The sequence below is a fragment of the Yersinia sp. 2541 StPb PI genome, assembly GCF_052217145.1.
GTDB lineage: Bacteria > Pseudomonadota > Gammaproteobacteria > Enterobacterales > Enterobacteriaceae > Yersinia > Yersinia enterocolitica_E.
In genome coordinates this window covers 637,891-653,395 of record NZ_JAZGQB010000001.1, presented here as the reverse complement: position 1 = coordinate 653,395, position 15,505 = coordinate 637,891, and the positions used below count along the sequence as shown (strand labels likewise).

Genomic DNA, 15,505 nt, shown 5'->3' with positions numbered 1-15,505 from the left:
CACCGCCCAGTCCTGAAGGTTCGAGGGTAGACTGGGCGGTGAAAAGATGAACATAACTATCCGGCTTTTTTCGCTGCCGGTTTCACTACATTCTCTCCGTGGTTGCCAAAGAACTGATATAAGGTGTCTGAAGCCGTTTTGGTTAAGACCATAATTTCAATACGGCGGTTTTTAGCCGCAAGAGGTTCGACTGAGTCCAATAGCATCTGATCAGCCATCGCATTGATTTGTAATACCCGACCGTCATCCAGCCCGCCTTTTACTAGCGCTTTATGCGCCATCAAGGCCCGCTCGCCAGACAAGTTCCAGTTGTTGTACAACACCTGATCACGGTAGCGGGAAGCATCGGTATGGCCGGTAATAATGATTTTATTGTCCATCTCATTAAATGCCGGAGCCAACTCAGCCAGTAGACGGCTGAAGAACGGCGTCAGTACAGCGCTACTGCGCTGGAACATATCGCGCTGCTTATCATCCTGAATCAAAATACGTAGCCCTTGTGGCACCACTTCCATTTGCAGGTTGGATTGCGCATCGTAGGCAGAAGTAATTTGCATAATGATGCGTGATAACTCTTCCATTTCTTTACGTGATTTATCCACCACCTCTTCCAGAGATTGCTCCGGTTCCGGCACCTCAACTGCCAGATTACTTTTGGTCTCTTTCGCTTGCTCCTTACCATCAATGCTGTCAGAGAACTTGCCGCCGCCACTTTTGCTTTTAGAGGGAATTGAAATAAAGGATTGCTGCGAAAAGATGGTTTGCCCATTCAGTTGCGCCACAATCTCTTGCCGCTCCTCTTCTGATACCACCCCGACAATCAACTTTGTGGTGGTAACCAAGGGTGCTGAGCGAATTTCTGAAGTGTCGGCCCGCTTTACCTTGGATGCACTGCCGGGTAAACAGATGGCGATTGATGCCGACCTTAATGCCGGGTTAATCAATCAGGAGCAAGCGCGCTTGCGCCGTAAAGAAGTGGCCAGCGAAGCTGACTTCTACGGTGCGATGGATGGAGCATCCAAGTTTGTTCGCGGTGACGCCATCGCCGGTATTATGATTCTGGTGATCAACGTGATCGGCGGTATCTGTATCGGTATCTTTAAATACGATCTCAGCGCCAGCCAGTCGTTTCAACAATATGTATTGTTGACCATTGGTGACGGTCTGGTGGCACAAATTCCGTCCCTGTTATTAGCAACCGCGGCGGCAATTATTGTCACTCGGGTGAGTGATGGCGGTGACATGACTGATGAAATTAAAGATCAGTTGTTGGCAAAACCGACTATCTTGTATGCTGCGGCATTCGTGATGTTCATACTCGCCATTGTGCCGGGGATGCCCCATCTTGCCTTTCTCAGCTTCACCGGATTACTCCTGTTCGCCGCTTGGCAGCAAAGTAAAAAAATTCAGCAAGCGGATGCTGAGCCCGATCTTACAATCCTCGACCAAGCCATTTCTGAAGATAATGCCCTGAACCTCAACTGGGAAAATATTCCGATAGTTGAACCTATCGGCCTGAATTTGGGCTATAAGCTGGTCACACTGGTCGATGAATCAAAAGGCCGACCGCTGATTCAGCGGCTGCGAGGGGTGCGGCAAATCATCTCCGAAACCTGCGGAATTCTATTACCGGAAGTCAAAGTACGGGAAAACTTCCGCTTAAAACCGTCCCAATACACCATCAATATTAATGGTGTCAAAGTCGCCGGTGGCGATGTTTATATTGATAGACTGATGGCGATTCCAACAGCGGAACAATACGGCGAGGTTGATGGTGTACTGGCAATCGATCCGACTTACGGCCTGGCCGTGGTATGGGTAGCGCCGGAAGATAAGCCCACGGCACTAAACTTCGGTTATCAGGTGGTGGATTGTGCCAGTGTGGTCGCGACCCATGTGAATAAAGTGGTACGTGACCATTTATCTGAACTGTTTAATTATGATGATATAACCCTATTACACCAACGGCTTGAGTCGCTGTCGCCACGTTTGGCTGAAGATTTGGCTGGCGGATTGAATTTTAGCCAATTGCTGAAGGTGTATCGTCAGCTATTAACCGAAAATGTGTCGCTGAAAGATATTGTCACCATCGCCACCACCTTAGTAGAAAGTGCCACTATCACCAAAGATTCACTGCTCCTCACCTCAGATGTGCGTTACGCATTACGTACCGGTATCGTCAATGGTATCAATGGCGATGACAAAAACCTGGCGGTTTATACCATTAATAACGAATTAGAAAATATGTTGCTTGGCTCGTTGAATCAGGCGCAGCAAGCGGGGAAAGTGGTATTGGATAACTTCCCAGTCGACCCAAATATCCTGACCCAGTTGCAGCAGAATATGCCGATCATTAAAGAGCAGATGAAAGCAGAGAATCACCAACCTATTTTATTGGTAACCCCGCAATTGCGGCCATTAATTGCACGCTATGCACGACTATTCTGCAATGGGTTGAATGTGTTGTCTTATAACGAAGTGCCTGATGATATGGCGCTGAATGTGATTGGTACCTTAGAGTAAAAGTAGATGAGCCTCAAGAATGAGGCTCATTAATTCCTACCGCTTCAAAGGCAAAGGGGATAATTAGTTATCCATAAAGGTCTGCTGCCATTCAACAATCGTTTTGGGTCTTTTATCTTTATCTTCAGGCACATTGGTAAAATAGTGAACCCGCAGCGTGCCATTTTTTTCAGGCGCAACATACGCGGCCCACATCAAACCGGCACGGTTATACATAATGATTGATGCACGCTTATTGGCTGCACCTCGCACCCAGGTGGATAATACTTTTGCCCCCCGGTTATCCCGGTCATTGCTATAAATATAGACGTTGGCTGAGGCGACAAACTGGGCGTAATGGTCGCCGACTAACTCACGGAAAAGTTTATCGTTGTTGGTATCAGTAAAAATACCGACCGAGAGTAAGCTCGGAGTCTCACGCGGATCTTTTTCAGCCCGAATATACTGCCCGTCAATAAAGACATCTTTAGGCATCGAAATTCGGCAACCCCAACTGCCATTGCTGTGCACCTGAATTGAACCATCTTTTATCGGGATCAGTAATAACCGGCAGCTTGCTGTATTTTCAATAAGATCAACAACCGCCAACCCTTCAATTTTACGCGCTTCAGCTCTAAAATTACCGGTATTCTCACCGGACCAGGCGCGGCTATCGATACTAAATCCCCACTCAGCAACCCGGGTTATTTTGATAACGCCCCCCCGGTCATTCCCTTTGGTGACATTCCACCACTGCCCAGCCCAGTCAAATTTTTTGTCAATATCAGACATGGAGGCAATGCCCTGAAAATAGGCGCGCTGAATACAGCTATCACTGGTACAACTGTTAAGAGATTTCTCCCATATTTGCCGTTGCTGATACACTGTTTCTGTATCATATTTAACCAGCATGGACTGATAAATATCGCTAAATGTCTGATCCAGCCAGTGTAAATCCTCATTACCACATACAGTATATTCAACCGGCGTCGCTGCACGCTGGCAGTTAATGGCAAAAGATGGCGATGAAATACCCATCGCCAGTAAAAATAAAATGCTGCGAAAGTAAGCAATTCTCATTGTTTAACCCGATTAAAACATGAATTTTTTTATTATTGAAAGCTAATAACAACCTAGCTCACTATATCGTTTTTGTGGCTAAATACCTAAAACTGGTAATAGAAAACCACCAGACGGCGCTGACTCTTAGCGCAATCCGGTGGCTGTTCTCTACTATTTATTACGACAATAATTGTTATTTCTTAAATTGAATCAAAGCGTAACTAAGAATGAGTGGCTTGCATATTATCTGATAAATTAAAAACAGAGACCGCTTCTGTCAGTTGCCGTGCCTGTTCTTCTAACGAGGCAGCCGCAGCGGCAGACTCTTGTACCAGGGAGGCATTTTGTTGTGTGACGCCGTCCATCTCGGCGACAGCTTGCCCAATTTGACCAATACCGCGGCTTTGCTCATCAGAAGCAGAGGCAATCTCGCCCATAATGTCGGTTACATTGGTCACCGCCTGCACGATGCTATTCATCGTCTCCCCTGCTTCAGATACTTGCTGTGAGCCAATATTCACTCGGGATACCGATTCACTGATCAACCCTTCGATTTCTTTCGCCGCTTGTGCACTACGTTGGGCCAAATTACGAACTTCACTTGCTACTACCGCAAAACCGCGCCCCTGCTCACCAGCCCGGGCCGCTTCAACTGCTGCGTTCAGTGCCAGAATATTGGTTTGGAAGGCGATACTGTTTATCACACCGATAATATCCGCAATACGGCGTGAGCTTTCCGTAATACTGCTCATAGTGGCAACGACATCGTTGACAATCCGCCCGCCATTTTTCGCTGTTGCAGAGGCATTCTCAGCCAACTTACTGGCTTGATGGGCGTTTTCAGCGTTCTGTTTCACCGTTGCATTCAGTTGTTCCATACTGGCCGCGGTTTCTTCCAGTGCCGCCGCTTGTTGCTCGGTACGGGAAGAGAGATCCGCATTTCCTGCTGCAATTTCACCGGCTCCGGTATAAATCGCATCGGTACTGTTGCGAATGGTTGATACCGTATTCACCAAACTATTTTGCATTTCACGTAAGTAAGGGATCAGTTGCCCGACGCAGTTACGGCCAAACTCAGGCATTGGCCGGCCTAACTGCCCTTCAGCTAAGCGTTTAAAGTGCACCTTGATCGACTCCAGCGGACGCACCAAATAACTGACGATATAGCGATCGGTTAAGAACAGAATGATAACACCGGCAATTAATGCAGCAAAAAGCGCCCGTTGACACCAGTCGACTAATGTCTCCACCCGCAAACTGGCAGCCTCTGTTGCAGTATCAACCGCAGAATTGTACTTCTCGACGGTAGCGCCAAACTCTCGGCTTAATGGTGGATAATCTTTGTTAAACAAATTGTTATAATCTTCGAAGCGATTCTCGGCCACCGCTTTAGCCATCGGTTCAATCCCATTACTCAATAATGTTGACCAGCTTTGAATAGTTTTATCTGTCAGTAATGGATCCATCGACTCATGAGATTGCAGTTTAAATTTCGCCAAACTCTCTTGGGTATTTTTTAGTGCTACACTGGCTGAAGCCAATTCACGATCAGCATCGGCAGTTGCCCCGCTTTGACGATATGCCGCGGCACGACTTAAACGAGTAACCACACGAAAATATTGGTCATTACCCCGATTAATAATATTAATGTTTTTTTGTTGGTTAGAACTCAGATGTAATGAATGCGTCAATTGGTTAAGTGAAAATAATGTAAAGGTCGAGACGCCTCCCCAAAGCAACAAAAATATAACAAGAATAGATAATAACGCCATCCTGATGGTGATATGTTTTAGAAAATTCACGGGAATACCCCTGTGTCTTATTTTTTTAGTTTATTTCCTTGAGATTTCAAGGTGTTTATCGCTGATAATCCCCGCAGGGAAAAAGGTTAATTATCAGGACTCATCACCAAAATAGCATAAAACCAACACAAAAGATCAAGATAACCGATCAATATTAAACAACCGATTGATTTCACCTATTAAAATGTAAATAACGTTCGATAATCTTGATCGAAAACTGATTAACAACGTTCAGTAGTTTCCACATTATATGTATTTATTCTGAATATAAATACAGCGCCCCATTACCTATTAACTCTTAGAATAGTTAGCCAATCAATTAATTTACTTACAGATAGAGAATTACCTGTTTTTGCAATTGCAGAATTAAATATCTTATTAAATGCGATTGGGCGAGATAAATAAAATAATAACAAAAATCCATATCAAACCATCAGGCACGCGATACAGCAAAATTTAACTATTTATTTGCTATGGTTGATTCTGTATTTTTTTAGCAAGGAAACCAGGCTGGGGAAATAACAATTTTATTCATTGCAATATAGGCATGTGCTTAGCACGGCGACGGTGATACTAAAAGAAGAGCGGCCAACGATCACTGGCCGGTATTACACCTTAATTCGCGCTAGCCGCAGCCCCCAGAGGCCGGCTGAATTGGCTTAAACCATGCTAATGAGTCATGGCCAGCATGCGACTGATCGTCCTCTAAATGGTTTGACTGGTGCGATATTTCGCTAGGTTTCCTGTCTTGAAGATGAGCACGCCAATCCTCCCTTTCACTCACCACATTGCAAATAGTAATAGGAATAATAATTACTACCATTCATTTTATGGCATGATAAATTACGACCTAGCACCGTTAAATAGAAAGAGAAAACGCCGTTATGTCCCACTATATACCTGCCTGTAAAACATCCCGTTCTCTGCCTGCCCTACTGGGCTTGCTGTGTCTGACATTTTGGTTATCCGGCTGCAAACCCGCGGAGGAGAACAACGCATCAGCGGCAGACGACAACTCACCAGCATGGTCCCGGAAGGTGGAAACGGCTAAAGGCCCGGTCACATTAACTCAGCAACCTACACGGATTGTCTCCACCAGCATCACCATCACTGGCACCTTATTGGCGATCAATGCGCCGGTGATTGCCAGTGGAGCGACCGCGCCCAGCTCCACCGTCGCAGATAATCAAGGGTTCTTTACTCAATGGTCGGCTGTCGCACAGGCAAAAAAACTGGTACCGATATATCAGACTGAGCCAAACGCCGAAGCTGTTGCCGGCATGAACCCTGACTTAATTATTATTTCTGCCACCGGGGGGGATTCAGCGGTGAAATTGTATGAGCAGTTATCTGCTATCGCGCCAACCTTAGTGATTAATTACGATGATAAAAGCTGGCAAGAGTTAGCAATGATATTGGGGCAGGCAACTGGCCATGAAACCGATGCGAAAGATGTGATTGATAAATTTGCCAACCGGCTCAATGAGGTGAAACAGAGTATTACCTTACCACCGCAGCCAACGTCGGCTTTTGTCTATCAAGCCGCCGGTAGCACCGCGAACTTGTGGACTGAAGACTCGGCACAGGGCAAATTGTTGCAGGAGCTGGGCTTTAGGCTCGCTGAAATACCTGAAGCCGTGAAAGGTAACACCAGTATGGGACATCGTAAGGATATTATTCAGTTAGGTGGCGAGAAGCTGGCTGAAGGTCTGAACGGTGAGACTATTTTACTCTTCTCCGGTGATCAACCGTCAGTTGATGCATTGAAAAGTAATAAATTTTTAGCTCATATTCCAGCGATTGAGCACAACCGTGTTTATGCCGTGGGTTATGACACTTTCCGCTTGGATTATTACAGTGCGAGTAATCTGTTAGCCCGAATTGAAGGGATGTTTAAACCTGCTCATTGATTGGGTAAGTCCCGCTTCTGACGTTGAGCGCATTCAGGAATGTGACCGAGCAGGCTAAATTTCCCCCTGCGTTACCACAGCGATGCATTCTAACAATAATGCGTGCTAACATATCTCACCCAAATAATAATGATAATCAAATCGATAACAATAATCATTTGTTAAAGAAGAGTTACAATGCCTGCTGATTATTCTCCAGATCAATATTCAATAAAACCGCTGACACTGGTGTCGACGTCAGAGGTACCAACAGCGCGCCGACGCGGGCTGTTGCTGCTGTTCAGCATTGTTGTGTTGCTATTGGTCATGGCTGCCAGCCTGATGCTCGGTGCCAAAGCCATCCCTTTCTCCGTGGTCTGGCAGAGTTTGCTCGGCACAGAGCACAGCGCCGATAGCATTTTGATCGTTGAATCACGTCTGCCGCGAACCTTGATTGGTGTACTCGCCGGTGCAGCGCTGGGGCTATCGGGTGCAGTCATGCAAGCCCTAACCCGTAACCCACTGGCTGACCCCGGTATTCTTGGCGTCAATGCCGGAGCCAGTTTTGCCGTCGCCGTCGGGATCATTTTTTTCGGCGTTAATGCCATCCAGGGCTATATTATTTCCGCTTTTATCGGTGCGATGTTAACCACACTGGTGGTGTATTGGGTCGGTGCTCAGGGCGGCGGGCGCGTTAATCCCCTGCGCCTGACACTTTCCGGTGTCGCGATTGGCGCTGTGTTAATGGGGATTTCCTCTGGCATATCACTGACACATCCACTGGTCTTTGATCGGGTGCGCTTCTGGCAGGCAGGGTCATTGGATATCCGCAGTATGTCAGTGGTATTGGCCGTCACTCCGGCAATCCTGCTCGGCGGTGTGATCTCCCTGTTGCTGGCTCGGCCACTCAATGCGATGCATATGGGAGAGGATCTGGCGGCCGCGATTGGGGCCAGAATTATCCAAACCCAATTTTGGGCGGTCATCGCCGTCACCTTGTTGTGCGGTGCCGCTACCGCAGCCGTTGGCCCTATCGCCTTTGTTGGCCTGATGGTCCCCCATATCGCCCGTTGGATTGTTGGGCCGAATCAATGTTGGATTCTCCCATTCACATTAGTGATGACACCTATCCTGTTGCTGGTATCTGACATTATTGGCCGCTTCTTGGTGCCGGGCGAGTTACGGGTTTCCGTCGTAACGGCATTTATTGGCGCACCTTTGCTAATCTGGCTAGTTCGACGTAACAAAAGGATGACCGCGCTATGAAGTCTGTCACCTCGCCGTGGCTATTTGGTCGCCCCGATGGCGCGATAAATTTACGCATCCGACCACGCAGTTTAGTTGTTTGCAGCCTGCTGCTACTGGCCTGTTTGTTGGGCGCACTGCTGGCATTAATGGCGGGAACTCTGGCATTAATGCCTCAACAGGTACTTAATGCCTTGTTCGGGCAAACCCGCGGTGCAGTGGATATTATCGTCAATCAATGGCGCTTACCCCGCGCAGTGATGGCGCTTATTTTTGGTGCCGCACTGGGTATCAGTGGCGCAATATTTCAGTCATTAGTACGTAACCCACTTGGCAGCCCTGACATCATCGGCTTTAATATGGGTGCCTATACCGGTGCGCTAGTAGCGATTACTCTGTTTAATGGGAACTATTTCGAGATTGCCAGCAGCGCCTTGGTTGGCGGCTTACTGGCAGCTATTGCGGTGTATCTGCTGGCATATCGACAAGGGATTCAAGGTTTTCGGCTAATTATTGTCGGCATTGCCATTGGCGCGATGCTCACTGCATTCAATACCTGGCTGACAATCACGGCATCACTGGAGTCAGCGATGACTGCCGCGGCTTGGGGGGCGGGGTCATTGAATGGTCTGAGCTGGGCTAAGGGCCTGCCATCACTGATGTTTATCTTTGCCGCGACGATAGCCGCAATGCTGCTTAGCCGCCGCATGCCACTGCTGGAAATGGGCGATGATGCCGCTGGTGCCTTAGGGGTTCCCGTTGAGAAAACTCGCCTGAGCCTGATGGCGATTGGCGTCATTCTAATGGCCGCCGTCACCGCCGCCGCCGGGCCTATCTCCTTTATTGCATTAGCCGCCCCACAAATAGCACGGCGTCTGGCGGGCACATCTTCAGTGACGTTAACCACATCGGCACTGATGGGCGCCTTATTACTGGTTGCCGCCGATCTCTGCGCCCAACACCTATTTCCACCTAATCAATTGCCGGTCGGCGTGGTTACCACCAGCATCGGCGGCCTGTATCTTATTTGGCTTTTAATCCGGGAGTCCGGGCGATCATGAGTATTGTTACCCCTGCAGCCACCCTACACCACAGCGTTTTTTCCTCCCGCTTACAAGCCGACGCCCTAACACTGGGCTACGACGGTAAGATAATCAGCCAGAACCTGAGCATCTCCATTCCTGATGGTGAATTTACGGTGATTGTCGGCCCCAATGCCTGTGGTAAATCAACGCTGCTACGCGCACTGAGCCGTTTGCTGAAACCGCAAGCAGGTCAGGTAATTTTAGACGGCAAGAATATCGCCAGCATTGATACCCGGCAGGTGGCACGTCATTTGGGTTTGTTGCCACAAAGTTCGCAAGTACCCGACGGTATCAGCGTGTTAGATTTGGTGGCGCGTGGCCGTTATCCCCATCAGAAGTTATTACAGCAATGGACACAGGCCGATAAACTGGCGGTCAATAATGCTATGCAAGCCACCGGTGTCAGTGAACTGGCTGACCGATCAGTGGACGCATTATCTGGCGGGCAACGCCAGCGAGTATGGATAGCTATGGTATTGGCACAGCAGACGCCGCTGCTGCTGCTGGATGAACCCACCACCTATTTAGATATCGCCCATCAGATTGATTTATTGGAGTTATTCAGTAACCTTAATCAGCAACATAACCATACCTTGGTTGCTGTTCTGCATGATCTTAATCATGCCTGTCGTTACGCTACCCATATTATCGCCATGCGCGACGGGCAGGTAGTTACACAAGGTCACCCGCGCGAGGTGATCACAGCAGATTTGGTCGAGCAGGTATTTGGTATGCCGTGTTTGATCATTGATGATCCGGTTTCACATACACCATTGGTGATACCGAAGGGGCGATTTAAAATTTAATCCACAAGCGAGCAGAGAGCGAGTCTGCCCTCTGCTCGCCGAAGGCGGTTAAAACTCAGTCGATCAGGTTAACAGACAGCGTAATCCATCAATTAAGCCCCCCCGCCAGCATAGAGCATCATGCCCACCCGCATAGACCCGATACTGCAACCGATGCCCTGCCTGACGAAGCGCTGCACTCATGGCTTGATTGACCTGATAAATCACATCTTCACGGCGACCTGCTTCCATAAAGATATTCAATGGCTGACTCGCCCCCAATCCCTGATACACCTGCTCGGTCAGCCAGCCCTGACGTTCAGCAGTCCCCGCCGTCAGTGCCTTGAAATTATCAACATCAGGCCACCAGAACGAACCGGACTGACTCAACACACAACCAAAACGCTGTGGCCAATGTAATCCAGCGTACAACGATGCCAACCCGCCAAAACTCTGCCCGGCCACCACAGTACGAGACGCTTGTTCCGTAAAAGCCTGTTGCAATGCAATCTGCGGCAGTAATTCTGTTTGCAATGCCTGCCAGAAATCCTGATTACAAGGCAGCTCTTGCGAACGATGAGTCTGGTCAATGATGTCGATCAACACATAGACGCTAGCAGGTAAATGCCCTGCGGCGGTTTCACTATCCAATATGCCAAACACCGGCTGCCTGAGTGCCCAATATTGGCCATCCAGCAAGATAGCCAATGGGCGTTCGGCTTTATCTTCAGCACCGGTTGTCGTTGAGTAAATCCACACATTGCGACTATTGCCCAATAACTGGCTGTGCCAACTAATCAGTTGTAAACGTTGCGGTTCGGCGGGCAGAATTTTACCCGCATCGATTGGCTGCCAGGCCGTTTGCGCCAAAGCATCGGCTAAATGAACCGCAGAAAGTGGCATTCCGCGATAACTGCAATGCGCGGCAATCGGGTTTAACGGATCGTTCTCAGCGAGATCCATCAATGAGATCCACCAATCGCGCTGTGCCTGACGCTGTTCTTGCGGGCTACCGGCCGGCAAATTCAAACATTTCTCTGCTGAGACGGGAATAAAGCTGTAACTGCCACGAAAATCAGACTCTACCTCTGCCTGCCAATACCAAACATCCGTCTGGCCCAGCCGAGTGAGCGATTCAGGATTAACACTATGATGATCTGTCACGCCGTTAACATCGATATACACGCAGCTATATATCAAATCACGCGCCTTTCCTTGTCGGTCGCGCCACAGGAAAGTCAGCTTTACTTTGCCAGCTGCTGCCGGTTCAGTCAGGGGCGTTCCCCATTGTGCGATGCGCTGCCACCATGATTCACTGCCCGCCGAAGGATCCTGTAATAACTGCTGACTCTCTGGATATTCGCTCGCCACTCTCACACGCTGCCCTCTTTATGTCATCACACCGGTCACGGTCTATTTATGATTACGTCTTTATTCATTGATAGCGCAGCGACTGTGCGCCATCACAAATGGATATAAGACTTAATATATATAAGGTTATTACCTAAATACAAATAATATTGAGAAGTATTATTATTTGCAATAACATAGTAAGCATTCTCTCCAGTGTGCCAGCCTATCATCGTAATTTAGATATGGCCGATGTGCTATGCGACGGTTATTGGATTGGAATATAACGTTTTTTTGTAACAACCAAGCTAAATAGAGGCAAATAAAGCCCGGTTGGCATCAAGAACCTGACGTATGAGGTTCAAATACTTTCCATTATTGTACTTCCAGGTAGGGATAAATCATGTTTGATATTTCTGGCAAGAAGATACCAACAACATTGCCATTTCGCGCAGGCTGCACAGCAAAGACCTTATTATTCACCACCACCTTGATACTGATACCGTCACTCAACGCATTAGCGGCCACTGCGGCTAAAGAAGATAAATTAGTGGTTGTCGCCAAACCGGGCAGCGGCCAACAAGATGATGGTTTCGTCGCTAAAAACAGCGCCACCGCGACTAAAACTGACACACCACTGATCCGCACCCCACAATCAGTTTCAGTTATTACCCGCCAGCAAATGCAAGATCAAGGAGCGGCTTCTGTGGCACAGGCCCTGCGCTATACCGCCGGTGTCGTGCCGGAATACCGTGGCGGCTCGAATATGAATGACGAAGTGATCATTCGTGGTTTTGGCTATGCCCCGCGTTTTCTCGATGGCTTAAGCTACAACTCATTAGGTGGTGCACGCCGTGGAGGCCAGATAGACCCCTGGCTGCTGGAACGAATTGAAGTAATCCGCGGCCCAGCATCAGTGCTTTACGGCCAGGTGAACCCCGGCGGCCTGATCAATATGGTCAGTAAACGCCCAACAGCGGAAAGTATTCATAAAGTGCAGGTGGGTGCAGGCAATAATAGCCTGGCTGAAGCAGCATTCGACTTCGGTGGCGTGTTGGATGATGAAGGTAAAGTACTCTATCGTTTGAACGGGCTTGGCAGAACACAAGATGATGCCGTAAATACCTTTAAACAGGAGCGTTTTGCTATCGCCCCGGCATTAACCTTTATCCCGAACGAAGACACCACCTTTACCTTACTGACCAGTTATCAGAAAGAACCCAAAGCCGGTTCACGTAACTTCTTGCCAGCCACTGGAACCGTGTTTGGTACTGCATACGGCCATATACCTTACGATTTTAACGTTAGCGACCCGTCATTTGATCAGTCTGAACGCGAGCAGACCTCTGTCGGTTATGCCCTTGAGCATTATATCAATGACACCTTTAAATTCCGCCAGAACCTGCGCTACAGCTATAACAAGCAAGATTACAAGTATCTGGTCTTTATGAATTTGCTGCCAGATAACCGCACCATGACTCGCCGCCCGCAAATCGAGCGCCAGACCATGGCTGAGTTTGCCGTTGATAACCAACTGCAAGCTGATTTCTGGACCGGGCAGTTAAACCATACGGTGCTGACTGGGCTGGATTACAAACGTAGCCGTATTGATAGTCAGTTCTTTATGGGCACCGTGCAGACAAAATACAATCTGGATTGGGTATCACCTGTCTATGGTCTGAATATTAAAGAGAGTGACTTGTCACTCAATAGCAGTGATCTGACCAAACTCGATCAGGTGGGAGTCTATTTACAAGATCAAATTGAACTGGATAAGTGGAATTTCCTCTTATCCGGGCGCTATGACTGGTCACAGTTAAAAACGCTAAGCCGCAAAACCGCCACTCAGGATCAACAAGACGACCATGCCTTTACCGGCCGTGCTGGTGTGTTGTATGCCTTTGATTCCGGTATCTCGCCGTATATCAGTTACAGTACTTCATTTGAACCTAGCACCGCCAAAGGCGCGCCGGGGACTGGGGCATTGGACCCGGTTACCGCGCGTCAAGTTGAGCTTGGCCTCAAATACCAGATACCGGGCAGCAGCACCTTGTTGACGACCGCATTGTACGATTTACGCCAGAAAAATATCAGCCAATACGACCAGGCACTGGCCTACAACGTCCCAATTGGTGAAGTGCAATCTCAGGGGATCGAAACGCAGTTAAACAGTGAGATTAACGACAATATCAACCTGATTGCTGCCTATACCTACACCAAAGGGAAAGTGCGTGAAACCAAAACACTGGCTGAATTAGGCAAAATGCCAGCCCGCACACCAAGCCATTCCGCCTCACTGTGGGGAATGTATACCTTTGATAAAGGAGTAGTCGATGGCTTATCCACCGGTGTTGGTGTCCGCTATATCGGTACCAGTTGGGGTGATGCCAAGAACAGCTTTAAAGTCCCAGCGGTGACATTGTATGACTGGATGATGCGTTATGAACTGGGACAAGCTCTGCCAGCGATGAAAGGCACCAGTTTGCAGGTTAACGTCAACAATGTGTTCAACAAAGAATATGTTGCCAGTTGTGCACAGATGGCAGCTTGCTTCTATGGCAGTGGCCGTGTTGCCACCGCTACTGTCAGTTATGCCTGGTAAGGCTTAGGCTTATTCAGCCCACGCCGATTGATGCATAGCGGTGTGGGCTAATAACTCAGCGGGCGTTGGATAATAACTTAAAGAAAAGTAAATATTTCTTCTAATCAACCCCCATTGCGACTTCAGATATCGAAATAAATAGAATAAATTCAGCATACTAACGTTTTGGTAACCTTTCATTTCACTCAGTGCAACCCGATAAAACCATTCTAAAAACAGGGAGATGGTCCTATACTCGCTGGCAGCATTATTTAATATCACCACACATTCAGGTTAAACATGCCAGCATTTAGGGGAGTACCACAGCTTATGCACCGGATGCGCGCCAGTAAAATGCGCATGTGCGGTATGCTGCTGGTTGCCTGCTGGCTAATTCTCAACGCACAGTTGGCCATCGCCGGCCATCAGTGTGATATTGCCCCTTCTGCCTCGCCGGTATTTACCCAGCATCAAGGGCATATACAGCCTGACCCTTTAGCAACAGAAAACCAAATGCACGACATGCCATCAATGATGGATATGTCTCATGGTCAGGCGCAAAACTCCTTATGTGAAAAACACTGCATCCCTGACTCTGTCCAGTCTGACAGCGGCATGTTGGTGCTGGCAGCCTTACCCACCAATACGGAGTTAGTATTGGCTGATAGGCAACAAACACCACGCGTCCAGCGCGTTGACTGGCATACCCCCCCCATTGTCGGCCCCCCCACTGAAATCGCTTTCTGCCGCTTTAGAGAATAGATCCAGACATAAATAACCGTTTTCTTCAGGCCACTTAATCGTGGTGTGTTGTGCTTATTCTATGTTTTGGAGTTATTGCTATGCGTATCTTATTTAGCGCTGTATCTGCTGTATTACTGTTTTCTTCTCCGCTGTTCGCCGCCAGCCCGGCCATGAGTGAAAATAGCCCGATGTCTCATGATAGTCATACAATAATGGCGGATTCTGCGCCAGCAGAGAGCTATCACTCCCAGGGCCAGATAAAAACCTGGCATGCCACCCGCGTATCTATTGCTCATAGCGCCATTCCGGCATTGAACTGGCCACCGATGACCATGACATTTGACCTGCCGGAGAGCCTGGCCGCACAGCCATTACCCGCAGGTACATCCGTGACATTCAGTTTCCGCCAGACCGAACGAGGCTATCAGCTAACTGCCATTTCAGCACAGCGGCCATAAGG

General features: G+C 48.4%; 11 protein-coding genes and 1 pseudogene. 8 read left to right on the top strand and 4 right to left on the bottom strand.

What is annotated here, in order from left to right:
* Positions 1–56 precede the first annotated feature (56 nt).
* Entirely contained in the window at positions 57–857 is an 801-nt protein-coding gene (gene lafU, locus V1953_RS02865) for a putative lateral flagellar export/assembly protein LafU (RefSeq protein ID WP_372569917.1), read from the bottom strand.
* Between lafU and V1953_RS02860 the strand changes: the two are divergent.
* A pseudogene (locus tag V1953_RS02860) lies at positions 820–2,523 on the top strand (flagellar biosynthesis protein FlhA); the annotation flags it as partial. The gene lafU and the pseudogene V1953_RS02860 overlap by 38 nt on opposite strands.
* 63 nt (positions 2,524–2,586) lie before the next feature.
* On the opposite strand, the gene V1953_RS02855 reads toward V1953_RS02860, so the two are convergent.
* Together V1953_RS02855 and V1953_RS02850 are read right to left on the bottom strand one after the other, a co-directional pair.
* The gene (locus V1953_RS02855) at positions 2,587–3,582 is read right to left on the bottom strand and encodes a lysozyme inhibitor LprI family protein (protein ID WP_442850624.1); all 996 of its coding nucleotides are present in this window, start codon (positions 3,580–3,582) and stop codon (positions 2,587–2,589) included.
* A gap of 203 nt (positions 3,583–3,785) precedes the next feature.
* Complete coding sequence (locus tag V1953_RS02850; protein WP_442850623.1) at positions 3,786–5,366, bottom strand: methyl-accepting chemotaxis protein; 1,581 nt, start codon at positions 5,364–5,366, stop codon at positions 3,786–3,788.
* An 884-nt stretch (positions 5,367–6,250) separates the two neighbouring features.
* Here V1953_RS02850 and fepB point away from each other — a divergent pair.
* The 4 genes from fepB to V1953_RS02830 all read left to right on the top strand — a co-directional run bounded on the left by fepB (position 6,251) and on the right by V1953_RS02830 (position 10,391).
* Complete coding sequence (gene fepB / locus V1953_RS02845) at positions 6,251–7,276, top strand: Fe2+-enterobactin ABC transporter substrate-binding protein (protein ID WP_442850622.1); 1,026 nt, start codon at positions 6,251–6,253, stop codon at positions 7,274–7,276.
* Positions 7,277–7,453: 177 nt separating this feature from the next.
* Positions 7,454–8,521, top strand: a complete 1,068-nt coding sequence (fepD, locus tag V1953_RS02840; RefSeq protein ID WP_083162446.1) for a Fe(3+)-siderophore ABC transporter permease — start codon at positions 7,454–7,456, stop codon at positions 8,519–8,521.
* The gene (gene fepG / locus V1953_RS02835) at positions 8,518–9,561 is read left to right on the top strand and encodes an iron-enterobactin ABC transporter permease (protein ID WP_372569657.1); all 1,044 of its coding nucleotides are present in this window, start codon (positions 8,518–8,520) and stop codon (positions 9,559–9,561) included. The genes fepD and fepG overlap by 4 nt, the downstream gene beginning before the upstream one ends.
* Complete coding sequence (locus V1953_RS02830; RefSeq protein ID WP_153046288.1) at positions 9,558–10,391, top strand: ABC transporter ATP-binding protein; 834 nt, start codon at positions 9,558–9,560, stop codon at positions 10,389–10,391. Before fepG ends, V1953_RS02830 begins: the two co-directional genes overlap by 4 nt.
* Before the next feature lie 63 nt (positions 10,392–10,454).
* Here V1953_RS02830 and fes read toward each other — a convergent pair whose 3' ends face one another.
* A complete protein-coding gene (gene fes / locus V1953_RS02825; RefSeq protein ID WP_442850621.1) occupies positions 10,455–11,747 on the bottom strand; it encodes an enterochelin esterase in 1,293 nt (430 codons plus the stop codon).
* Between the two features lie 376 nt (positions 11,748–12,123).
* On the opposite strand from fes, the gene V1953_RS02820 reads away from it, so the two are divergent.
* The 3 genes from V1953_RS02820 to V1953_RS02810 all read left to right on the top strand — a co-directional run bounded on the left by V1953_RS02820 (position 12,124) and on the right by V1953_RS02810 (position 15,503).
* Entirely contained in the window at positions 12,124–14,322 is a 2,199-nt protein-coding gene (locus V1953_RS02820; protein ID WP_372569659.1) for a TonB-dependent siderophore receptor, read from the top strand.
* 309 nt (positions 14,323–14,631) lie between these two features.
* A complete protein-coding gene (locus V1953_RS02815; protein ID WP_005188166.1) occupies positions 14,632–15,063 on the top strand; it encodes a hypothetical protein in 432 nt (143 codons plus the stop codon).
* Between the two features lie 80 nt (positions 15,064–15,143).
* The gene (locus V1953_RS02810) at positions 15,144–15,503 is read left to right on the top strand and encodes a copper-binding protein (RefSeq protein WP_442850620.1); all 360 of its coding nucleotides are present in this window, start codon (positions 15,144–15,146) and stop codon (positions 15,501–15,503) included.
* Positions 15,504–15,505: the final 2 nt, after the last annotated feature.

What these genes read in the sequence shown, in the direction of transcription:
- V1953_RS02855 (WP_442850624.1), bottom strand. Translation starts at nt 3,582, where the DNA reads ATGAGAATTGCTTACTTTCGCAGCATTTTATTTTTACTGGCGATGGGT.
- fepB (WP_442850622.1), top strand. Translation starts at nt 6,251, where the DNA reads ATGTCCCACTATATACCTGCCTGTAAAACATCCCGTTCTCTGCCTGCC.
- fepD (WP_083162446.1), top strand. Translation starts at nt 7,454, where the DNA reads ATGCCTGCTGATTATTCTCCAGATCAATATTCAATAAAACCGCTGACA.
- fepG (WP_372569657.1), top strand. Translation starts at nt 8,518, where the DNA reads ATGAAGTCTGTCACCTCGCCGTGGCTATTTGGTCGCCCCGATGGCGCG.
- V1953_RS02830 (WP_153046288.1), top strand. Translation starts at nt 9,558, where the DNA reads ATGAGTATTGTTACCCCTGCAGCCACCCTACACCACAGCGTTTTTTCC.
- V1953_RS02820 (WP_372569659.1), top strand. Translation starts at nt 12,124, where the DNA reads ATGTTTGATATTTCTGGCAAGAAGATACCAACAACATTGCCATTTCGC.
- V1953_RS02815 (WP_005188166.1), top strand. Translation starts at nt 14,632, where the DNA reads ATGCACCGGATGCGCGCCAGTAAAATGCGCATGTGCGGTATGCTGCTG.
- V1953_RS02810 (WP_442850620.1), top strand. Translation starts at nt 15,144, where the DNA reads ATGCGTATCTTATTTAGCGCTGTATCTGCTGTATTACTGTTTTCTTCT.